Here is a 22,893-nt window from a genome sequence, read left to right on the forward strand (position 1 = left end):
TAGGAGAGAAATGAGCATGGAATGGACACAAGCATTGATTCCCATTGTCAGCAGTTGTGCAATGACGATTGCCGCAATGCCGCTATTTATTGGTTACTTTCAAATGAAAAAGCAAGGTCAGGCGATTCGCGAGGAGGGACCAAAGTGGCACAATATCAAAGCCGGAACTCCTACAATGGGCGGCTTAGTGTTTCTGATCGGCTCTATTTTGACAGGGATTTGGGTTGGAGCTTGGCAAAAACAGCTGACTCCTACTCTTTTCATCTTGCTTTTTGTATTAGCATTATATGGAGTAATTGGTTTTCTTGATGATTTTATAAAGATCTTCAAGAAAAGAAACATGGGGCTGAACTCGAAACAGAAACTGATTGGACAGGTTCTAGGGGGAATCATCTTTTATCTTGTTTACCGTTCTGAAGGCTATCCAGGTGTATTGAATTTCTTTGGGCTGGATCTGCCTTTAGGAATCATTTATGGGGTTTTCGCTATCTTCTGGCTTGTTGGATTTTCAAATGCGGTCAATCTGACGGATGGTATCGATGGATTAGTTGCTGGCTTAGGCAGCATCTCTTTTGCAGCTTACGGTCTGATTGCTTGGCATCAGCATCAGTATGATGTATTAATCATTTGTCTCAGTGTCTTAGGTGGTTTACTTGGATTCTTCGTCTATAACCGGAAACCTGCCAAGATTTTTATGGGAGATGTTGGTTCATTAGCTTTGGGCGGACTTTTAGCGGCTATTTCTATGATGCTGAACCAAGAGTGGACATTGCTTTTGATTGGCTTGATTTATGTTATGGAAACTGCAAGTGTGATGCTTCAAGTTACATCCTTTAAACTTACGGGAAAACGAATTTTTAAAATGTCTCCAATCCACCATCATTTTGAAATGTGCGGATGGTCGGAGTGGAAGATTGATACAGTTTTTTGGTTGATCAGCATTGTGACTTCATTGATCACATTATGGATCGTTTGGTAGGAGATGACAGGAAATGAAAAAAATATCAACATATGAAAATAAAAAAGTGCTTGTCTTAGGACTCGCAAAAAGCGGAGTAAGTGCGGCCAAATTATTACATGAATTGGGCGCACTTGTCACCGTTAATGACGGAAAACCTTTTGATGAAAATCCGGAAGCACAAGAATTGCTTTCTTTAGGGATAAAAGTAATAACAGGCAGTCATCCAATCGAATTACTAGATGAAGAATTTTCGTTGATGGTCAAAAATCCTGGGATTCCCTACAGCCATCCTTTAGTAGCAAAAGCCCAAGAAATGGGTATTCCGGTAATTACGGAAGTGGAGCTAGCTTACGAAGTAGCGGAATGCCCAATTATTGGGATTACAGGAACGAATGGAAAAACCACGACAACAACAATGACTGGACTACTACTGAATGCAGGCGTAGACAAAGGAGTTGCCCGTTTAGCAGGAAATATTGGGTATCCAGCAAGTGGTGTCGCGCAAGAAGCGAAACCAGAAGATAAAATCGTGATGGAGTTATCTAGTTTTCAACTCATGGGAATCACAGATTTCCATCCTCATATAGCGGTGATCACCAATATTTATGAAGCACATATTGATTATCATGGCACAAGAAAAGAATACGTCAATGCTAAATGGAACCTTCAAAAAAATATGACAGCTGAAGATTATCTGGTTCTTAACTGGAATCAGTCAGAACTACAAGAATTAGCGCAAAGAACAAAAGCACGCGTCCTGCCTTTTTCGACAAAAGAAGTGTTGGAAGACGGTGTGTATGCTGACGATCACGCAATTTATTATAGAAAAGAAAAAATAATGGAAATTTCTGAACTTGGCGTACCAGGTATGCATAATGTAGAAAATGCGCTAGCTGCTATTACTGTAGCAAAATTGTATGGTGTATCAAATGAAGCTATACGACAAACGTTGCATTTATTCCATGGCGTGCCGCATCGTACGCAATATGTAGGAGAGATTCAAGGCAGAAAATTTTATAATGATTCAAAAGCAACCAATATTTTAGCGACTAAAATGGCTCTAAGCGGATTTGAAACGGCTAAGGTCGTGTTATTGGCAGGCGGATTAGATAGAGGAAATACATTTGATGAATTGGTTCCTTCACTAAAAGGAATCAAAGCAATGATCGTATTTGGTCAAACAAAAGAAAAATTGATCGATGCTGGAAAAAAAGCAGGCATCGAAACGATAGTAACAGCCGATTCTGTAGAACAAGCAGTTCCTTTAGCATTAGAAAACAGTACAGATGGTGATGTGATTTTACTATCACCAGCGAATGCCAGCTGGGATCAATACCCTAATTTTGAAACTAGAGGAAACCGATTCATGGAAGCTGTGAATCAATTAAAATAGAAAAAGTAGAAGCGAGCGATAAAAAATGAAAATTTTGGTTACAGGCGGAGGAACGGGAGGACATATTTATCCGGCTCTTGCCTTTGTCAATTATGTGAAGACTCAAGAACCGAATGCTGAATTCATGTATGTGGGAGCAAAACGTGGTCTGGAAAATAAAATTGTCCCAGATACAGGAATGCCTTTCCATACTTTGGAGATTCAAGGCTTTAAACGAAAAATTTCCATGCATAATATCAAGACAATCCGATTGTTTCTTAAGAGTATCCGTCAAGCAAAAAAAATCCTCAGTGATTTTCAACCAGATATCGTTATCGGTACTGGAGGATATGTATCCGGAGCGGTAGTGTATGCTGCATCAAAAATGGGAATTCCAACTATTATCCATGAACAAAACAGTGTACCAGGTGTTACCAATAAATTTTTAAGCCGATATGTGGATCGGATCGCTCTTTCATTCAAAGATGCGGCTCCTTTTTTTCCTGAAAACAAATCAGTCCTTGTAGGTAATCCTCGAGCACAAGAAGTAGCAGATACTAAAAAATCAGATATTTTGAAAACATTTGGGTTGGATCCAGAAAAGAAAACAGTCTTGATTTTTGGCGGCAGTCAAGGAGCACTTAAAATCAATCAAGCGGTATCGGTTTTTTTAAGTGAATATATTCCTTCCTCTTATCAAGTCTTGTATGCTTCAGGAGAAAGATATTATGAAGAAATCCTAAATAAAATAAATCCTGAAATACAAAACATTAGTGTCCAGCCTTACATCAAAAACATGGCAGAAGTCATGGCTTCGAGCAATCTGCTAGTGGGACGTGCTGGTGCAACTTCGATCGCAGAATTTACAGCTTTGGGGCTTCCGGCAGTGCTGGTTCCCAGTCCATATGTTACGAATGATCATCAGACTAAAAATGCAATGAGTCTTGTTCATGCAGGAGCAGCAAAAATGATTGCGGATAATGAGCTAACGGGTGAATCACTAAGTCAGACAATTAACGAAATCATGGATGATGAAGAATTGCAAAAGCAAATGTGCCGAGCTTCTAAAGAACAAGGCATCCCTGATGCTTCAAAACGTCTTTATGACGTAGTGAATCAAATAATCAAAAAATAAAGGCGGTGGTCTTAGTGAGTAAGAAAAAAGAACCTAAAAAATTGTCTCATCCGTCTTCTGATGAAAACAATTTGACTCCTTGGCAAAAGGCTAACCGAAAATATCTGGCAGAACAAGGGATGAAAAACCAAGAGCCAAAAAAAGAAGACACACCATTAGACACACCCCTTTCAGATTCTGAAGAAGAAAAAACGGTTCAAGAGGAACAGCAAGAAACAAGCCAGTCAGAAAGCCAGTCCGAGAAAAAAATCGAATTTTTTGAAGAGATCAAGCAAAAGAAAAACGGTGGCCCGTATAACGGTTCTTTTTTGAATCGTCTCCCCAATTTAAAAAGTCAAAGGCATAAAGTACTGTTTCGTCGGTTAGCATTGATTATTACTGTATTGGGCATACCGCTGATTTTTTTGATCTATTATGTTTCTCCTTATAGCAAGCTACAAGCTGTTGCAGTGTCAGGTAATAAGGTAGTCAACAGTCAGGAAATCATCTCTGATACCAAATTGTCATTGGGAGAAAATGTCTGGGGGCAGTATTTCGATCGATCCACTTATATCGAACGGCTAAAAAAAGCACAGCCGAGAATCGAAAAAGCAGCTATACACTTCAAAGGGATAAATGAGTTCGATTTGGATGTGACAGAATACAAAGAAATCGCTTTGATTGCAAAAGATAATCAATACTATCCAGTAATTGAAAATGGAACAGTATTAGATGAAAAAGTAGCAAATCCTACAAAAAATCTCCCTATCTTAGAAGAGTTCAAAGATTCAGCAAAAATCAAAGAATTAACAAAGCAATACAATCAGTTATCATCAGAATTGCAAAAAGCAATCTCTGAAATCAAGTATACACCAAGAGCAAGTAATAAAAACCTGATCCAATTGAACATGAATGATGGCAATCAAGTCATTGTAAATATCAATAATCTTGCGAACCAAATGAAATATTATTCGCAAGTAGCCAAAGACATGGATGAAAAAGGTGTGATCGACATGGAAGTTGGCATCTACTCATATCCTTACAGCAGTACTCAAGAAACGGCAGAATCGGACCAAACGGAAGAAACAACTGGAAGTGAAGAAAACGCGGATCAAACAAATGGGTCAAGTGAAGAGGCAGAAACGCAAGCAGCAGATACACCTGAATCGTCTGATACAAACGGCTCATCTGATTCAAATAATTCAAGTGAAACAAGTCAAATAGAAGACAATCCAAGTACAACTCCGTCAAGTTTAAATGAAAATTGATAAAACAACTTTAAAAAGTAAGAATGTACTTTCTAAAAACCAGTAATTTATGGTAGAATTGAAAGCAGTGAATATATCTATTAATAAGTATATTTTAAAACGGACGCTAGTTGTTCGCTTGTATATGGAATAGTAAGTAGGAGGGAATCCCATTCATGGCAAAAACAGGAATGTATGTAGGCCTTGATATTGGAACGACATCTGTTAAAGTTGTCGTGGCTGAATATATCGACAGCCAAATGAATATTATTGGAGTAGGAAACGCAAAATCAGAAGGGATTAACCGAGGCATTATCGTTGATATCGATAAAACGGTCCAAGCGATACAACGAGCAGTACGACAAGCAGAAGAAAAAGCAGGTATCCAGATCAAAGGCGTAAGTGTCGGTTTGCCAGCAAACATGCTTGAAGTAGAAAATTGCCAGGGAATGATTGCAGTTAACGGAGATTCAAAGGAAATCACCGATGAAGATGTCAGAAATGTGGCTTCTGCTGCCCTTGTTCGTTCAATACCTCCTGAACGTCAAATCGTGTCAATTTTGCCACAAGATTTTACTGTCGATGGATTCGAGGGAATCAAAGACCCTCGTGGAATGATCGGCGTAAGATTAGAAATGTACGGTCTGTTGTTTACCGGACCCAAAACGATCATCCATAACATACGTAAATGCGTGGAAAATGCCGGATTAATCGTCAATGAAATGGTGATTACTCCTTTAGCGCTGACAGAATCAATTCTTTCTGACGGAGAAAAAGATTTTGGTACGATCGTTATTGATATGGGTGGTGGCCAAACGACAACAGCTGTTATGCATGATAAGCAATTGAAGTTTACCAGTCTCGACCAAGAAGGTGGCGAATTTGTCACTAAAGATATCTCTATTGTATTAAATACGTCTTTTAACAATGCAGAAGCGTTGAAAATAAATTACGGGGATGCATATCCAGAACGGACATCACCAGATGAAGAGTTTCCAGTAGATGTAATTGGCCAGTCAGAACCAGTGAAAGTCGATGAACGCTATTTGTCAGAAATTATTTCAGCTCGTATGGAACAGATTTTCAATAAAGCAAAAGATGCATTGGACCAAATCGAAGCATTAGAGTTGCCAGGTGGCGTCGTATTGACAGGCGGAGCTGCTAGTCTTCCAGGTGTTGTGGACTTGGCGCAAGAAATCTTCGGCGTAAATGTGAAACTGTATGTTCCAAATCACATGGGACTGAGAAACCCGGTATTTACAAATGTAATAAGTATCGTTGATTATTCAGCAAACTTGAGCGAAGTGTATCAATTGGCAAAAATTGCTGTTACAGGTGAGACCTCAGCAGCTCGTCAAATGGTAGTTGAACAAGAAACAACAAACACATATGAAAGCTATGAAGCACCTGAAGAAACAGTCTACGATGAGCCGGAACCAAAAGAATCCGGAGAAAATGTAAAAAATAAAATCAAGGGTTTCTTTACAAATATTTTTGATTAATTCATCCTGGGAGGAATAAGATATGGAATTCTCAATTGATAATAATATCAATGACGGCGCAGTAATCAAAGTCATCGGAGTCGGCGGTGGCGGTGGAAATGCTGTGAACCGAATGATTGAAGAAAACGTCAAAGGTGTTGAATTCATTACGGCCAACACAGACGTGCAAGCATTAAAAAATTCAAAAGCTGAAACAGTTATCCAATTAGGACCAAAATATACTCGTGGTTTAGGGGCTGGTTCTCAACCAGAAGTTGGACAAAAAGCGGCAGAAGAAAGTGAACAATCCTTACGAGAAGCTTTAGACGGTGCAGATATGATTTTCATCACTGCAGGAATGGGTGGAGGAACTGGTACAGGTGCTGCGCCAATCGTTGCAGGGATCGCTAGAGAACTGGGCGCATTGACCGTTGGTGTCGTTACACGTCCGTTCACTTTTGAAGGACCTAAACGTGGCCGTTTTGCTGCAGAAGGTATCGCTCGTTTGAAAGAAAATGTCGATACATTATTGATTATCTCAAATAACCGTTTACTAGAAGTTGTAGATAAAAAGACACCAATGCTTGAAGCTTTCCGTGAAGCAGATAACGTTTTACGTCAAGGTGTACAAGGTATCTCTGACTTGATTACGGCACCAGGTTACGTTAACCTTGACTTTGCTGACGTGAAAACAGTGATGGAAAACCAAGGTACAGCATTGATGGGAATCGGTGTAGCTAGTGGAGAAGATCGCGTAGTAGAAGCAACGAAAAAAGCAATCTCCTCTCCATTGCTTGAAACATCTATTGATGGAGCGGAACAAGTACTTCTTAACATCACAGGCGGTTTGGATATGACATTGTTTGAAGCACAAGATGCTTCAGATATCGTAGCAAATGCAGCAACTGGCGATGTAAATATTATTCTAGGTACATCTATCAATGAAGAAATGGGCGATGAAATCCGCGTGACGGTCATCGCAACAGGTATCGATGAATCAAAAAAGGAGCGCAAGTCTAGCCGTCCAGCTAGACAAGCACAAATGCAATCACCTGCTCAAAAGACTGTATTAGATATGGATCAAGCTAAACCAACTTCTGCAGAAGAAGAAAACAGTTTTGGCGATTGGGATATCAGACGTGAACAAAATGTTCGTCCTAGAGTTGATGATTCCAATTTTGACAATATCGAAAAAAAAGAATTTGATACATTCAACCGCGAAGAAACAAAATCTCATGGCGATGATGAATTAAATACGCCACCGTTTTTCCGTCGTAAAAAATAAAGGAGAGGAAGAGCACATGATTGCTGACAACTTGCAGAAAATCAAGCAAGAAATTCAGGATTCGTGTGCTCTTGTTCATCGTGATCCGAAAGAAGTTACATTAGTAGCTGTAACAAAATCTGTTGAATCAGCTCAAGCTGAAAAATTGGTCAGAGCTGGCGTTATGAATTGTGCAGAAAACCGAGTAGATAAACTATTACAAAAGAAACAAGATTTATTTGATTTTCCCGAAATAAAGTGGCATTTAATTGGTAATTTACAGCGCAGAAAGGTAAAATTGATTGTAAATGAAATTGATTACTTTCATGCGTTGGACAGTTTAAGATTAGCAGAAGAAATCCAGAAGCGGTTAGAAAAAGAATTATCCTGTTTTATTGAAGTAAATGTTTCTGGTGAGGAATCAAAACATGGAATTTCACCAGATGAGCTTTTACCGTTTGTGGAATCTTTAGCTGCCTGCACAAAAATCAAGGTTGTTGGGTTAATGACTATGGCGCCTAAAGAAGCTTCTGATGAGCAAATCCATAAAGTGTTTGGTACGCTGAAAGAATTGCGTGATCTTGTTCAAGCAAAAGGTTATGCCCATGCACCATGTAATGAATTAAGCATGGGGATGAGTCAGGATTTTCAAATTGCGATTGAAGAAGGTGCAACATTTATCCGTGTAGGAACAGCGCTATTCAAAGACGAATAAAGGAGGAACAAAAATGCCGCTTTTAAACAGAGGAGCAATTGCTAATTTTTTCGGATTAGCTGATGAGGAAGAGTACGAATACCAAGATTATCCTGAAACAACAAAAAAGGCTGTACAGCCAACTAAAAAAAATACAAAACAGAATCAACCAACTCATTCTGTATCTGCTGCGAATACTCATGAGAAACAAAAAACGGCGACTTCACGTCCTGTAACGCATGAAAGTATTCAGCCGGCTGAAAAGAAAAAAGTAATTGAACTACATCAATCACCTACAAAAACTGTAGCGAAAGAAAGAACAGCTTCAAGAACGTCTACACAACCTAAAGCAAATCTTGCGGGAAAAATCACTGTGATGGAACCAAGAGCTTATTCTGAAGCGATGGCGATTGCTAAACGAATCATCGCTGGAGAAGCAACCTTAGTGAATTTTCATTTAGTGGAAGAAAAGCAAGCGAGAAGAATCGTTGATTTTCTAACAGGAACAGTTTATGCATTAGATGGAGATATCAAACGCGTTGGAGATGAGATTTTTCTTTGTACACCGACAGGGATGGAGATTGACAGTTCAACCGCTCAATCTTTTGCAGATGCGAATTTGTTTGATCTGTAAGAGGAGGAACTACGATTTATATTATTGCGCTATTACTTCATTTAATTCAACGGGCAGCCTATTTCTATAGCATTATCTTGATGGTATATGCTTTGCTCTCTTGGTTTCCAGGCGGTTATCAATCAGGATTAGGACGGTTTTTAGCTAAGATCTGTGAACCGTATATCAGTTTATTCGACCGTCTGCCTTTAAGGATCGGTCCTTTGGATTTCACGATTTTAGGGGCCATTCTAATCTTGAACTTAGCCGTACAAGGATTAGCACAGATCGTTATATGGATAACTATCCATTTAGTTTATTGATTCAAGCAACAAAATCTTTATTCTCAGAATAGATAGGAGGGGAAAATTTTGGATGCAAATGTATACCAGCACTTTCGGGCAGATGAACGTGCATTTATCGACTCAGTAGGTGATTGGATTGAACAAGTTCAAGGACAATATGCGCCATATCTGACTGAATTTCTTGACCCCAGACAATCCTATATTTTAGAAACACTGATTCGGCAAAGCAGTGATTTGCGTTTCATGTTTTATGGTGGATATGAACAGGCAGAAAGAAAAAGATGTTTGATTTTCCCCGATTATTACGAACCTGTAGAGGAAGATTTTGAAACAGCATTGTATGAAATCCATTATCCTAGCAAATTTGCCAGTCTAAGTCATGGGAAAATCCTTGGGACTTTAGTGGGAACAGGTATCAAACGCTCTTACTTTGGCGATATCATCTCAGATGGCGATCGCTGGCAAGTATTTATTGCAAATGAGGTGGATCATTTTGTTGCTGCACAAGTAACAAAGATTGGAAAAGTTGCTGTACGCTTGGAACCAATCAAATACACAGAAATGATTTTGCCGAAAGACAGCTGGACACAAGAAAGAGGGACTGTTAGTTCTATGCGACTGGACAGTGTGATCTCTGAGATTTATAATATTTCCAGACAGCGGTCCAAGCAGCTGATCGAAGCTGGTAAAGTAAAAGTGAATTGGACAGAAAATACAAGACCTGATTTTGTACTTGAACTATTAGATATTATTTCAATCAGGGGTTACGGCAGAGTCCAGATCCAAGAACTTGAGGGGAAGACGAAAAAAGAAAAGTACAGGGTGTTGTTCGGTGTATTACGTAAATAAAATAAAAAGGTGGTTTACTCATGGCTTTAACTCCATTAGATATCCAAAATAAGACATTCCCAACAAAAATGCGGGGATATAATCAAGACGAAGTAGATGATTTCTTAGATTTAGTTGTTCGTGACTATGAAGAATTGACTCAAAGAAATCGTGAATTAGAAAAAGCAGTCAAACATTCAGAAGAAAAACTTGAGTATTTCAATGAATTGAAAGATGCATTGAACCAATCGATCATCGTAGCTCAAGACACAGCGGATAAAGTAAAAACAAGTGCAAGTAAAGAATCTGAAGTGATCGTTACTTCTGCACAAAACAAAGCAGATGAGTTAGTTGCGAATGCTGAAAAACGTGCACACCAATTAACAACTGATGCAGAAGAAAAAGCAAGAAAAATCTTGACAGATGCAACAGAAAAAGCAAGACAGCTTGCGACAGAAACAGAAGATCTTAAGAAAAAGACACGAGTATTCCATCAACGTATCAGCTTGATGCTTGAATCTCAATTGGAACAAGTGAAAAGTCCAGAATGGGACGAAATTTTACAACCATTCTCTAGCTATGTGACTGACAGCCATGAAGTGATCAAAGAAGTTTTAGCAAAACAGCTTGACAACGAAAATGATACTGATGTAAACTCAGACACAGGAGTCATAGAAGCACCTATGACGGCATTTGATACACAGGCTATCGATATCTCAATCGTACCTGGTGAACATGAAAACGAGTAGAACAGAAAAGCACTTTGTTATTCTTAAAGCGAGCCGATGAGAGTGGAAGATCGGTAAGACACTGCATCGTGAAAGATCCTCTACTTGAGACTGCTTTTCTGAAACTAGAGTAAGAAGCAGCGGCTGACCTCGTTATTGGTCACAGAGAGTTTGCATTAGATAGATGCAACTAAATTTGGGTGGTACCACGGCATGTTCGTCCCTTGCGGCTGAACATGCCTTTTTGTGTCCGGAAAATAAACGAAGGAGTGAATGGTTGAATGAAAATGAAAGAAACCTTGCAATTAGGAAAAACAAAATTCCCTATGCGTGGTAATTTGCCAAACCGAGAAGGCGAATGGCAAAAAGAATGGGAAGAAAATCAAATCTACCAAAAAAGACAAGAATTGAACGAAGGAAAACCTAGCTTTGTTCTTCATGATGGACCTCCTTATGCCAATGGAAATATCCATTTAGGGCACTCATTGAATAAAATCAGTAAAGACATTATCATTCGTTCAAAATCAATGTCTGGCTACCGCGCACCATATGTTCCAGGATGGGATACACATGGATTGCCAATCGAACAAGTGTTGGCTAATAAAGGCGTGAAACGTAAAGAAATGTCCATGGCAGAATATTTGGAAAAATGTCGTGAATATGCACTTTCCCAAGTAGATAAACAACGAGAAGATTTCAAACGCCTAGGAGTTGCAGGAGATTGGGAACATCCCTATGTTACATTAGACCCTTCGTATGAAGCTGCACAAGTACGCGTATTTGGTAAAATGGCTGAAAAAGGCTATATTTACAAAGGATTGAAACCCATTTACTGGTCTCCGTCAAGTGAGTCTTCTTTAGCGGAAGCTGAAATTGAATATAAAGATGTAAAATCTCCATCTATTTTTGTAGCTTTCAATGTCAAAGACGGTAAAGGCATCCTTGATGAAGATACAGCTTTCGTCATTTGGACGACAACACCATGGACATTGCCAGCAAACCAAGGTATTGCTGTAAATCCCAAATTTACGTATGTACTGGTCGAAGCTGATGGCCGTAAGTTTGTTGTAGCAAAAGATTTGCTAGAAACAGTTCAAACAGAAATCGGTTGGGAAAATGTAACGGTTCTAAAAGAATTTGCTGGCCAAGAAATGGAATATATGACTGCAAGTCATCCATTCTATGACCGTGAATCGCTCGTAATTTTAGGTGACCATGTTACTTTAGACGCTGGTACTGGATTAGTCCATACTGCTCCAGGACACGGGGAAGATGACTATATCGCCGGTAGCAAATATAAACTATCTGTAGTGTCACCTGTAGACTCAAAAGGGTTGTTTACAGAAGAAGCTCCTGGATTTGAAGGAATCTTTTATGATAAAGCAAATCCTATGATTACTGATTTATTAAAGGAAAAAGGAGCTTTGCTGAAACTAGATTTCTTTACCCATAGTTATCCTCACGATTGGCGGACGAAAAAACCTGTGATTTATCGTGCAACTCCACAATGGTTTGCATCTATCGATAAATTCCGTCAGAATATTTTGGATGAAGTAGAAAAAGTAGATTGGGTTATTCCATGGGGAAAAACACGTTTATATAATATGATCCGTGATCGCGGCGACTGGGTCATTTCTCGTCAACGTGCATGGGGAGTGCCGCTTCCGATTTTCTATGCTGAAAATGGTGAAGCAATCATCACGCCAGAAACAATCGAACATGTAGCAAAATTATTCGCTGAACATGGATCAATCATCTGGTTTGAAAAAGAAGCAAAAGAACTTCTTCCTGAAGGATTTACTCACCCAGGTTCTCCTAATGGCGAATTTACAAAAGAAAAAGATATCATGGATGTCTGGTTTGATTCTGGTTCTTCTCATGAAGCTGTTTTACGTCAACGACCAGAATTATCATTCCCAGCAGATATGTACTTAGAAGGATCAGACCAATATCGTGGCTGGTTCAACTCAAGTATCACGACAAGTGTGGCTATCAATGGCGTAGCACCATATAAATCAGTTATTTCTCAAGGATTTGCTTTAGATGGCGAAGGCCGTAAGATGAGTAAATCTTTAGGAAATATCATTGCACCAGAAAAAGTGATCAAACAATTTGGTGCAGATATCCTTCGCTTGTGGGTATCTAGTGTCGATTATGAAGCAGATGTTCGTGTATCTATGGATATCTTAAGTCAAGTGGCAGAGGTATATCGTAAGATCAGAAATACGATGCGTTTCTTATTAGCGAATACAGAAGATTTCGATCCTAAAAAAGATACTGTTTCGTACAATGATTTACGCTCTGTAGACAAATACATGACCGTACGATTGAACCAAGTAATCAAAGAAATCAGAGAAGAAGGATATGACAAATATAATTTCATGCATATTTACCGTACAGTTATGAACTTCTTGACGGTTGATCTATCGTCCTTCTACCTGGATTTTGCTAAAGATGTGGTTTATATCGAAGCAGAAGATGATTATCAACGTCGTTGTATGCAAACTGTTTTCTATCAAACAGCTGTAGCTTTGACGAAACTATTGACGCCTATCATTCCACATACGGCGGAAGAAATCTGGTCATTCCTGAAAGAAGAAGAAGCATACGTTCAGTTAAGCGAGTTTCCTGGCTATGAAGAGTTTGCGAACCAAGAGGAATTGATGGACACTTGGGCTGCTTTCATGGATTTCCGTGACAAGGTCTTAAAATCATTGGAAGAAGCAAGAAATAGCAAATTGATTGGTAAATCATTGGAAGCAAAACTAACTGTTTATCCAAAACAACAAGTTCGTGAAATGTTAAAAGCTTTGGATGCAGATATTGCACAATTGCTGATCGTTTCCCCAGACTACTTTGAAGTAATGGAAGCAGATGTACAAGTGCCAGATAATGCTGTGGTATTTGATGATGTTGCTATTACAGTGGAAAAAGCAGACGGAGAAACGTGCGATCGCTGTCGTCAAGTTCGTAAAGATGTAGGAGTAGATGAAAAACTTCCTCATCTATGCGGTCGTTGTGCAAAAATCGTTGAAGCATTCTATCCTGAAGCTGTAGCTGAAGGATTCGAAGAAAAGTAAAATGGAAAAGGGGTTGTGACATGTTTTTTGTCACAACCCCTTTTGTTATCAATCGATTAATTTTCCACGTTCGCGATACCAGTTATCTGGTTGCCAGATCCATTCGAATCCGTCTTTTTCAAGTAATTCGAAAGCTGCTTTAGGCCCCATTGATCCGGCCTTGTAGTTTGGAAAGTCCGGTTGTGTTTGGTCCCAAGCTTTGCGAATGACATCCACGATATGCCAAGATTGAGCGACTTCTTCCCAATGAGAGAAATTCGTTCCATCACCATTCAACGCATCTAGCAGTAATTTTTCGTAAGCTTCTGGGCTATTTTCAACCATTTCTGCACTATTTCGAAATTCTAATTTGATTGGTTCCGTTTCAAACCCTTGACCTACTTCTTTTCCATTCAGGGATAAAGAAAATCCTTCAGTTGGCTGGATATAGATCGTTAGAACATTCGGTGGGAGTGTCGTATCGTCACATGGTTCATCGACAGATGTTTTGAATACATTAACAGGAACCTGTTTGAACACGATATTGATCCGAGTACCTTTTTCAGTCAAACGTTTTCCTGTACGCACATAGAAGGGAACACCAGACCAACGGAAGTTGTCGATAGTGAATTTTCCTGCGACGAAGGTTTCGGTCTCTGATTGAGCATCCACTTTGTCTTCTTCTCGATAACCTTTGAATTGTACGCCATCTAATTCACCTTGAGCATATTGTCCACGAACGAAGTTTTCTAACACTTCTTCTTCGTTGTAGATGCGGATTGCTTTCAATGCTTTGATCTTTTCTGTACGGATTTCTTTTTCGGAAAATGCTACTGGTGGTTCCATTGCAAGTAATGCTACAACTTGCAAAATATGATTTTGCACCATGTCTTTCAGTGCGCCACTATGATCGTAGTAGCCCCCGCGATCTTCTACACCAAGGTTTTCACCAAAAGTGATTTGGATATTATCGATGTAACGATTATTCCATTGAGCCTCAAAAATATTATTGGCAAAACGGATAGCTGAGATGTTTTGGATCATTTCTTTCCCTAAATAATGATCGATCCTGAAAATATCTTGTTCTGGGAATACTTCTCTGATTTGCTGATTCAATTCGAAAGCAGATTGGTAATCCGATCCAAACGGTTTTTCTATAATCAAACGATTGAAGCCATTTTTTGTCATAATGTTTTGTGATTTTAAATGAGAAACGATCGTTCCGAAAAATTGAGGTGCCATGGCCAAATAATAGACGCGATTGCCGTTTAACTGATAGTGTCCATCTAATCGGTCAGACAATTCTTTTAATGTTTGATAATGTGTTGAATCATTTACATCATGGGATTGGTAGTAAAAATGACTAGCAAAAGTAGTTGCTTCTTCATCAGAAGGATTCAATGCACGGATCGTTTCTTTGACAACTTCACGGTAGTGTTCATCGCTCCAAGGACGGCGAGCGGTTCCGATCACGGCAAAATGCTCGCCTAAATTTCCTTTTCTGTAAAGGCGGAACAAAGACGGGTACAATTTACGTTGGGCTAGGTCACCTGTGCCGCCGAATATCGTAAACAATACATTTTTTTCATTAGACATGTAGATACACTCCTTTATATTTTATCGACAAAAATCGTGCTGGCCGCCTTGAAGCTGACGGGTATTTTCTTTCTATCATTTTGGATAGTGATTGGTCCTTCATAAGCTGCGATATCAACGATCTCATACTCTTCGTTGATATTCAGGTCAATTGTGACTAAGTAATCCAACAATTCTTTTTCATCAAGCACTCGTGCGATACGCACTTTTGTACCGACAGGATAGGATTCTAGTGTTTGCCGGCGTTCTTCATGGACGACTTCCTCTTTTTTAGGAATCGATCCTCCATGAGGACAATGTTCAGGATGATTCAAATAGTTTTCTAAATGATCTGCAAGATGTTCCGAAGTCACATGTTCCAATACTTCAGCATCATCGTGGACTTCATTCCAGCTATAGTCTAAATGTTCAACTAAAAAAACTTCCCATAAACGATGTTTGCGAATCAAACTGCTAGCTTTTTGCAGTCCGCTTGCAGTCAATTGTACACCTTGATAAGGGGAATGTTCTACAAGCTCTTCTTTCACAAGTTTAGAAATCATTTCACTGACAGATGCAGCCGAGACATCCAGGCTAGATACGATTTGTTTATTGTTGACTTTCGTTGTATCTCCGCCTAGTTCTAAAATGATTTTCAAATAATCTTCTCGATTTGGTGTCATATTCGATCATCCTTTCATGGTAAAAACCATCATTAGTAAGTGTAACAAAAAAAACGTTAATTGACTATTTTTCTAAATAAAAAACAAAGGATTTTTGGACGTTTTTACAACAAAAAACGAAAGACGAGAAAGAAGACTCATACTTTCGTTTATAGATATATATTGGGAGGTGTCTATTTTTCAGATGTCAACTTATACGAGACATCTGCAGATTCATCATAAAGAGTTTGTTCGGGATAAGAAAAGACAAGATAAAAACCGTATTGATCACGTACGACTAAACGCTGTTCATCTATTTCTACCACAAATGTGCCAAGTGACTGACCGTTGATCAAAAACGTGTAATCAGATGTAATCTGTAATTGTTGTTTTTGCTGGCTATCACTGAAGAACCATGTACCTTGATACCTCGAGAGTCTTTCAGATTTTTCTGCTTGTTTTTTCTTTTTCAAGTAAATCCAACTTGAGAGAACGGCAACGAGTGAACCAAGAAAATAGATCATTTTTTTTATCACCAAATCACTCCTTTATGAGAAAATCATCGTATAGAAACATTCTTCCTTCTTTATTTCATTGTACCGAATAAAAACTAAAATTTCTCTAAGACTTTCGACTGGTTTTTTTACTGTTTTTCCACAAATTATGATAGGATACATAGTAGGAAGACAGGTGACATAATTTGAAGTATCAGCAAGTTGAAACAGCTTTTTTTATTGACCGCCCGAATCGGTTTATTGCACATTGCATGAAAAAAGACGGAGAAATGATTATCGCGCATGTCAAAAATACAGGCAGAGGAAAAGAGGTCCTGATAACGGGCGCTGAAGTGGCTATTGTATTTGCTCCTGGACCTAAAAGGAAAACCGACTATGATTTGATTGCTGTAAAAAAGAAGGGTGATTGGTTCAATATCGATAGTCAATTGCCTAATCAGTTGGCAACTGACGGTATTTTAGACGGCACGATCCTTTTACCAGGATTAACTGGTCCATTTACAGCATGCAAGCGGGAAGTAACTTATCTTCACTCCAAATTTGATATTTATTTGGAGACGGCGGCCGGACAAAAAGCATTTGTTGAAGTCAAAGGTATGACGCTTGAAAATAAAGCAATTGGTGCTTTTCCTGATGCGCCTACACTCAGAGGATTGAAACATGTTGGAGAATTAGCGTATGCCGCACAAGATGGTTATGCCGCTTATGTCTTGTTTATTGCTCAATTCGAACATCTTCATTTCGCAACGATCCATGAAGAAATGCAACCAGCACTAGCTGATATGGTTCGACATGCGCAGCAAAGTGGAGTGCAAATCCTCGCCTATAATTGTCAAGTAACGGCAGATGAGGTAACTGTCAAGCAGGCTATCCCATTTGATGTAGCTATCCCGTTTGAAGATCCTATACAATAGAAAGAAGGTAAAAAAATGATCAACTTAGGTATTATTGGAACAAATTGGATCACTCATCAATTTGTCCAAGCAGCTTTGAGCACAAAAAAATATGAATTGACAGCGGTATATTCTAGACATTTGGAAAAAGCACAGGAATTTGGTTCTCATTATGAAGGGGATATCGAATTTGCAACAGATTTGAAGACTTTTTTCAATATTGCTCATATGGACACTGTTTATATAGCTTCTCCAAATAGTCTTCATTTTAGTCAGACTAAGCAAGCAATTTTGGCAGGTAAAAATGTAATAGTGGAAAAGCCAGCTTTTTCGACGCCAAAAGAAATGGATGAAATCATCCATTTGGCAAATGAACACAATGTGTATTTTTTTGAAGCAGCAAGAAATATCCATGAATCAGGTTTTAAAAAGATTGCCGATTACTTACCATTAAAAGACGAGATAATCGGTGCAAATTTCAGCTATATGAAATATTCTTCGCGTTATGACCAAGTATTAGATGGAGAAGAACCAAATATCTTCTCGACTCATTTCTCAGGTGGTGCATTGATGGATTTAGGTGTTTACCTTGTGTATGCAACTGTCGCTTGGTTTGGAATGCCAAAAGAAGTCCATTATTTCCCAAGAAAGATTTCTACTGGTGTGGATGGTCTTGGATGGGGAATCTTGCGTTATGATACTTTCGATGTATCGATCCAACCAGGTAAAATCGGTGATTCTTATCTGCCATCAGAGATCTATTTTGACTCAGGAACGCTAGTGATGAATGGCGTCAATGCAATCGAACAAGCAGAGTTTCATGATCGGGTACACGAAGAAATCATTGACTTAGCAGTAACAGCTGCAGAAAATCCAATGGCAGATGAAGCAGAGGATTTTGCCAATGTCATGACTCATCCGAAAGATCCAGCTTGGGGATTATTGTATGAAGAGTGGATCGAGCTAGCTAGAAATGTGAACCAAGTGATTTATGATTTAAGAAAAAATGGTGGCATCAAATTCGATGCAGATAATGAGGAAGATTTTTAATGAACGAATTTGTACAAGTATTTCCCGAAAATTGGCAGAAAAATTATGAGAATAAAGGATTTATTACACCTTCTCTTATTCAACAGGCAGTTTTTCAGCCATTAAGCAATAAACAAAGCATAGTAGCCATCTCTCCAACAGGTTCAGGTAAAACACTGGCTTATCTTTGGCCGTTACTACTAAACGTAGAACCAGGTGAAGCAAGTGCGTTGGTTATCTTTGCATCTTCTCAAGAACTAGCTATTCAAGTAGCAGATGTTGCACGTGAATGGGGAAAAGACAAAGAATTGAAAGTCCAATCTTTGGTGGGCGGAGCAAACGTTAAACGACAAATTGAAGGTTTGAAGAAAAAACCAGAAATCTTGATTGGTACACCAGGAAGAATATTGGAATTGATGAAAGCTAAAAAAATAAAAGCACATCAAGTGAAAACAATGGTATTTGATGAAGCAGACCAGCTATTTGATGCGGGGAACAGCCAAATCATTGATCAGATTCTTCATCAAGCTCCGACAGAATATCAGCTAGCCTTTTTTTCAGCAACAGCAGATCGTTCCCTTGAAAGCATTGAAAAAATCACTGGGAAAACGTTTGAGACGATCGACGTGACAGCAGAAGATGATTCTCGAAAAGGCTTGAGACATTACTTTTTACGAGTGCCAATACGAAAGAAAGATGAATATCTAAGACGTCTCACTCACATAGAAGATTTTCAAGGTCTGATTTTCTTTAATCAACTGACTGAATTAGGTGTGATGGAAGAAAAATTGCTGTATAGAGGGGTGCCTGTAGGAAGCCTGGCCTCTGATCAAAACAAGCTGCTCCGAAAAGCGGCGCTGGAACAATTCAAAAAGAAAAAGATCAGCGCACTTTTGACCACAGATGTGGCGGCTAGAGGTTTAGATATTACAGGACTTCCTTATGTCGTGAATGCAGAAGTGCCGTTAAGTGAAGAAGCTTACTTGCATCGTTCTGGAAGAACTGGACGAATGGGCAATGAAGGAACAGTGATCACACTCGTACAAGATAACAATTTAAGAGATTTGAAACGACTTTTACGTCCGACAAACATAACACTTGAAGAGATTTTTCTGCACGGAGGAAAGTTACAAACGGATCAACCAATCAAAGAAGATGTAGCTACCGCAGCGAATAACAAGTATAAGAAATCTTTTCCTGGGAAAGAACAAAATCCAGAGCATAACAAAAACAAATCAAGAAAAAAAGTTAAAAATAAATCAAAAAAAGAGAGAAATAAAGGAGCAAGGCGCAAATAAGCGCCTTTTTATGCTATGATTATGAAAACGGGAACAAAATTGGTTGCCAGAGGAGGGATTATGTGAAAGAACGTCAAGAAGAGATCTTGCATCTATTGACAGAAAACCAACAAGGATTGACAGCAAGTGATGTAGCTGAGCGCTTGAATATTGATCGAAGCAATGCAAGCCGATATTTAAGCGAACTGTATAAGGCTCATCATATTGTAAAAACCGCTGGCCGACCAGTCGTTTACTCCTTGCCAACGGAAAAATCAAAATCTGATGAAGTACATGTCGACTCTTCTACGCAAGTGACTTTTGAAACGCTCGTTGGAGAAAATGATTCTTTAAAAGTCAGCATACAGCAGGCAAAAGCAGCGATTCTTTATCCGCCGCGGGGGCTACATACCATTATTTTTGGAGAAACTGGTACAGGGAAGTCGATGTTTGCGGAATGTATGTATCATTTTGCAATCGAATCTGAAATGCTTTCAGCCGATGCGCCATTTGTTTCTTTCAATTGTGCGGATTATGCTCAAAATCCCCAACTGCTCTTTGGACACATCTTTGGGATCAAAAAAGGGGCTTACACAGGAGCAGCGCAAGACAGTCCTGGTCTAATCGCCAAAGCAGACGGCGGTATATTGTTTTTAGATGAGATCCACCGTTTACCACCGGAAGGGCAGGAAATGCTGTTTACTTTCATCGATAAAGGTATCTATCGTCCACTTGGAGAAAGTGCACAAGTACATGAAGCATCAGTTCAGATCATTGGGGCAACGACTGAATCTTCAGAAAGCTTCTTGACTACCTTCAACCGACGGATCCCTATGGCTATCACCTTGCCAAACCTTGCTTCGCGTTCATTGGATGAGCGTTATGAGATCATCTCTCTTTTTATCAAACAAGAAGCGAACCGTTTGAATCAACGTATCGATATCGAAAAAGAAGCGATTCTTGCCTTCATGCTTTATGATGCGGAAGGGAATATCGGTCAAGTGAAACGAGACCTGAAATTAGTCTGTGCAAAATCTTTTTTACATTACCGAACGCATCATGAGAAAAAGCTGATCATTCGAAAAGAAGAACTTTCCCTTCAAGTACAAAAAGGACTACTGAAAATCAAAGAAATACCAGAACGCCTCGACCGATTCATGGACAGCAAGAGCCAGTATTTGACATTTGAACCAGGATTTGCTGATGTTGTCTGGTCACAAGATCCAGAAAGAAACATGCAAGTCTACAACGATATTGAGGAAAAAGTTACTTCTCTTTCTGAAACCGGTGTGGAGAACATCGATTTGGAGACGCTCATTTCAAAAGATGTGGATGCTTATTTTCAGACATATGTCAAAGAATTGACTAAAAGTTCAATCCCAAAAGATCTTTTGCCAGATGAAATCTGGCGGTTAACCAATCAATTGTATGATGTGGCTGAAAAACGGTTAGACCGTATTTATAATGAAAAAGCTCGTTTTGCTTTTGCTTTGCATTTGCAAAGTACATTGGATCGTGTGAGAGAAGGACATATGATTGTCCATCCAGATTTGAATAATGTACGAAAAAATTTTAAGAGGGAATTCCAGGTAGCAATCGATCTTTCGACAATCATTGAAGAAGAAGAACAAGTCGAGATTCCTTTTGATGAAATTGGCTTTATCAGTATGTTTCTTTCTATCAATTTAGGAGAAAGTGAGCCCGTTAAAGAAAACAAAGTAGATGTTCTTGTACTGATGCACGGCAGACAGACCGCTTCAAGTATGTTGGAGATGGCGCAAGAACTATTAGGAACAAAAGTAGGGAAAGCTTTTAATATGCCACTGGTTATGGAAGTTCAAACAATGTATGAAGAGGTCCTACAATATGTCAAAAATTATCAGGGGCATTTGACGAATGGCTTGCTTTTGTTAACAGATATGGGATCATTAAACACCTTCAGTGATTTGATTTATGAAGAGACTGGCATTCGGACGAAAGCTATCACAATGACAAGTACAATGATTGTGATAGAAGCGATACGGATGGCAAGTGTTGGAAGAAGCTTAGAAGACATCTATCAAAATATTCAGCTCTCCTTTGAATCAATCGTACGTGATCAGTTCAAAGCGGAAAAATCTGAGACTTTACAGCGTAAAAAAGCTGTGATTGTGACATGCTTTACTGGTGAGGGAGTAGCTGCCAAATTGTATCAACGGATTATGCCGGTGATTAATCAAGACAAAGTAGAACTGATCCAGATGCAGTTTTTAGAACGCGAATCATTCAAAAAACACATTGATGCCTTATTGGAAGAATACGAGATCAAAGCAATTGCAGGAACGGTTGACGTTGATTATCAAAATATCCCATTTTTTTCCGCCTATGACGTTTTTGATGATGAAAAATTGAATGTTTTAAAGCGTATAGCTGATGATGAGATTCCAACAGCTAAAATTGTTGATTCGCTTTCAGGATCATTAAGTGATGTCTTTTCTATTGATGAATTGATCCGCTCATTGCAAAAAACAGTTCAGCAGATCCAGACAGATTTGTCGATTATCGTAGAACCAGGAGTAGATACTGGAATTGTCATCCATTTAGCCTTCATGCTAGACGGATTGATCAAAAAAGAAACGCATCGGCAATTTGAGAAACTATCTATTTTCTCAAAAATTTACCGTTTGGAAATGGATATCATTCGAGCAAACTTGATGGCACTGGAACGGAAATATCAGGTAAAAATTTCAGAAGATGACATCGCGTTTCTTACACAAATGTTTCTTGAAAACAAAATAAAAAAATAAACACACTAATCATACTGTTTACACACTGGATATCAGTGTGCGCACTATATAAAAGAGCTAAAAAGCATGAAAACGCTATTTTAGCTCTTTTTTTCTTGGCATGCTTCTTGCATTATATAAAAGTGTAAAAAAAATAAAAGGAGTGTTAAAAATGGCAAAAAAAACAATTATGTTAGTTTGTTCAGCAGGGATGAGTACGAGTTTATTGGTCACAAAAATGCAAAAAGCAGCGGAAGAAAAAGGAATGGAAGCCGATATTTTTGCTGTTTCTGCCTCAGATGCAGATAATAATTTAGAATCTAAGAATGTCGATGTTTTATTATTAGGTCCTCAAGTACGTTTCATGAAAGCTCAATTCGAACAAAAACTTGCGCCTAAAGGTATTCCGTTAGATGTCATCAATATGCAGGACTATGGCATGATGAATGGAGAAAAAGTACTTGCACAAGCAGAAAATCTAATGAAATAAATCAAGTATGCAGTTGGGGGA

General features: G+C 38.8%; 20 protein-coding genes. 17 read left to right on the forward strand and 3 right to left on the reverse strand.

What is annotated here, in order from left to right; translation table 11 throughout:
• The first annotated feature begins 16 nt into the window (after positions 1-16).
• From mraY to ileS, 12 genes are all read left to right on the forward strand, one after another.
• Complete coding sequence (gene mraY / locus HMPREF2988_RS12300) at positions 17-979, forward strand: phospho-N-acetylmuramoyl-pentapeptide-transferase (protein ID WP_002291862.1); 963 nt, start codon at positions 17-19, stop codon at positions 977-979.
• 13 nt (positions 980-992) lie between these two features.
• Positions 993-2,354, forward strand: a complete 1,362-nt coding sequence (gene murD, locus HMPREF2988_RS12305) for a UDP-N-acetylmuramoyl-L-alanine--D-glutamate ligase (RefSeq protein ID WP_070770736.1) — start codon at positions 993-995, stop codon at positions 2,352-2,354.
• 25 nt (positions 2,355-2,379) lie between these two features.
• Positions 2,380-3,468, forward strand: coding sequence for an undecaprenyldiphospho-muramoylpentapeptide beta-N-acetylglucosaminyltransferase (gene murG, locus HMPREF2988_RS12310; RefSeq protein ID WP_002291857.1), 1,089 nt, complete (start codon positions 2,380-2,382; stop codon positions 3,466-3,468).
• A gap of 14 nt (positions 3,469-3,482) precedes the next feature.
• Positions 3,483-4,715, forward strand: coding sequence for a cell division protein FtsQ/DivIB (locus HMPREF2988_RS12315; protein WP_070770737.1), 1,233 nt, complete (start codon positions 3,483-3,485; stop codon positions 4,713-4,715).
• A 155-nt stretch (positions 4,716-4,870) separates the two neighbouring features.
• Entirely contained in the window at positions 4,871-6,196 is a 1,326-nt protein-coding gene (gene ftsA, locus HMPREF2988_RS12320; protein ID WP_002291855.1) for a cell division protein FtsA, read from the forward strand.
• Between the two features lie 22 nt (positions 6,197-6,218).
• Positions 6,219-7,460 carry a cell division protein FtsZ gene (gene ftsZ, locus HMPREF2988_RS12325; RefSeq protein ID WP_002291854.1) on the forward strand — a complete coding sequence of 414 codons (1,242 nt, stop codon included), beginning with the start codon at positions 6,219-6,221 and terminating at the stop codon, positions 7,458-7,460.
• Between the two features lie 16 nt (positions 7,461-7,476).
• Positions 7,477-8,154, forward strand: a complete 678-nt coding sequence (locus tag HMPREF2988_RS12330) for a YggS family pyridoxal phosphate-dependent enzyme (RefSeq protein ID WP_070770738.1) — start codon at positions 7,477-7,479, stop codon at positions 8,152-8,154.
• 13 nt (positions 8,155-8,167) lie between these two features.
• Entirely contained in the window at positions 8,168-8,767 is a 600-nt protein-coding gene (locus HMPREF2988_RS12335; protein WP_002315407.1) for a cell division protein SepF, read from the forward strand.
• 23 nt (positions 8,768-8,790) lie between these two features.
• Positions 8,791-9,069, forward strand: a complete 279-nt coding sequence (locus HMPREF2988_RS12340) for a YggT family protein (RefSeq protein ID WP_033583228.1) — start codon at positions 8,791-8,793, stop codon at positions 9,067-9,069.
• 48 nt (positions 9,070-9,117) lie between these two features.
• Positions 9,118-9,900: a YlmH family RNA-binding protein gene (locus HMPREF2988_RS12345; protein ID WP_070770739.1), complete on the forward strand. Its 783-nt coding sequence runs from the start codon at positions 9,118-9,120 to the stop codon at positions 9,898-9,900.
• 20 nt (positions 9,901-9,920) lie between these two features.
• The gene (locus HMPREF2988_RS12350) at positions 9,921-10,628 is read left to right on the forward strand and encodes a DivIVA domain-containing protein (RefSeq protein ID WP_002291846.1); all 708 of its coding nucleotides are present in this window, start codon (positions 9,921-9,923) and stop codon (positions 10,626-10,628) included.
• 260 nt (positions 10,629-10,888) lie between these two features.
• The gene (ileS, locus tag HMPREF2988_RS12355; RefSeq protein WP_024634776.1) at positions 10,889-13,687 is read left to right on the forward strand and encodes an isoleucine--tRNA ligase; all 2,799 of its coding nucleotides are present in this window, start codon (positions 10,889-10,891) and stop codon (positions 13,685-13,687) included.
• A gap of 48 nt (positions 13,688-13,735) precedes the next feature.
• Here the strand turns inward: ileS and zwf are convergent, their stop codons facing one another.
• The 3 genes from zwf to HMPREF2988_RS12370 all read right to left on the reverse strand — a co-directional run bounded on the left by zwf (position 13,736) and on the right by HMPREF2988_RS12370 (position 16,427).
• A complete protein-coding gene (gene zwf / locus HMPREF2988_RS12360; protein WP_002291842.1) occupies positions 13,736-15,262 on the reverse strand; it encodes a glucose-6-phosphate dehydrogenase in 1,527 nt (508 codons plus the stop codon).
• Between the two features lie 14 nt (positions 15,263-15,276).
• A complete protein-coding gene (locus HMPREF2988_RS12365; protein WP_002286616.1) occupies positions 15,277-15,924 on the reverse strand; it encodes a transcriptional regulator EfaR in 648 nt (215 codons plus the stop codon).
• Between the two features lie 173 nt (positions 15,925-16,097).
• A complete protein-coding gene (locus tag HMPREF2988_RS12370) occupies positions 16,098-16,427 on the reverse strand; it encodes a DUF4828 domain-containing protein (protein WP_083314647.1) in 330 nt (109 codons plus the stop codon).
• Between the two features lie 176 nt (positions 16,428-16,603).
• Here HMPREF2988_RS12370 and sfsA point away from each other — a divergent pair, with 176 nt between their 5' ends.
• The 5 genes from sfsA to HMPREF2988_RS12395 all read left to right on the forward strand — a co-directional run bounded on the left by sfsA (position 16,604) and on the right by HMPREF2988_RS12395 (position 22,872).
• The gene (gene sfsA, locus HMPREF2988_RS12375; protein ID WP_002315402.1) at positions 16,604-17,332 is read left to right on the forward strand and encodes a DNA/RNA nuclease SfsA; all 729 of its coding nucleotides are present in this window, start codon (positions 16,604-16,606) and stop codon (positions 17,330-17,332) included.
• Positions 17,333-17,347: 15 nt separating this feature from the next.
• On the forward strand, positions 17,348-18,361 hold the full coding sequence (locus tag HMPREF2988_RS12380) for a Gfo/Idh/MocA family protein (RefSeq protein WP_002315401.1): 1,014 nt from the start codon (positions 17,348-17,350) through the stop codon (positions 18,359-18,361).
• Entirely contained in the window at positions 18,361-19,638 is a 1,278-nt protein-coding gene (locus HMPREF2988_RS12385) for a DEAD/DEAH box helicase (protein ID WP_002291838.1), read from the forward strand. Before HMPREF2988_RS12380 ends, HMPREF2988_RS12385 begins: the two co-directional genes overlap by 1 nt.
• A 62-nt stretch (positions 19,639-19,700) precedes the next feature.
• Positions 19,701-22,403, forward strand: a complete 2,703-nt coding sequence (locus HMPREF2988_RS12390; RefSeq protein ID WP_002341240.1) for a sigma-54-dependent transcriptional regulator — start codon at positions 19,701-19,703, stop codon at positions 22,401-22,403.
• A gap of 151 nt (positions 22,404-22,554) precedes the next feature.
• Positions 22,555-22,872, forward strand: coding sequence for a PTS sugar transporter subunit IIB (locus tag HMPREF2988_RS12395; RefSeq protein WP_002286606.1), 318 nt, complete (start codon positions 22,555-22,557; stop codon positions 22,870-22,872).
• Positions 22,873-22,893: the final 21 nt, after the last annotated feature.

Source organism: Enterococcus sp. HMSC061C05 (genome assembly GCF_001814765.1).
GTDB classification, from domain to species: domain Bacteria; phylum Bacillota; class Bacilli; order Lactobacillales; family Enterococcaceae; genus Enterococcus_B; species Enterococcus_B lactis.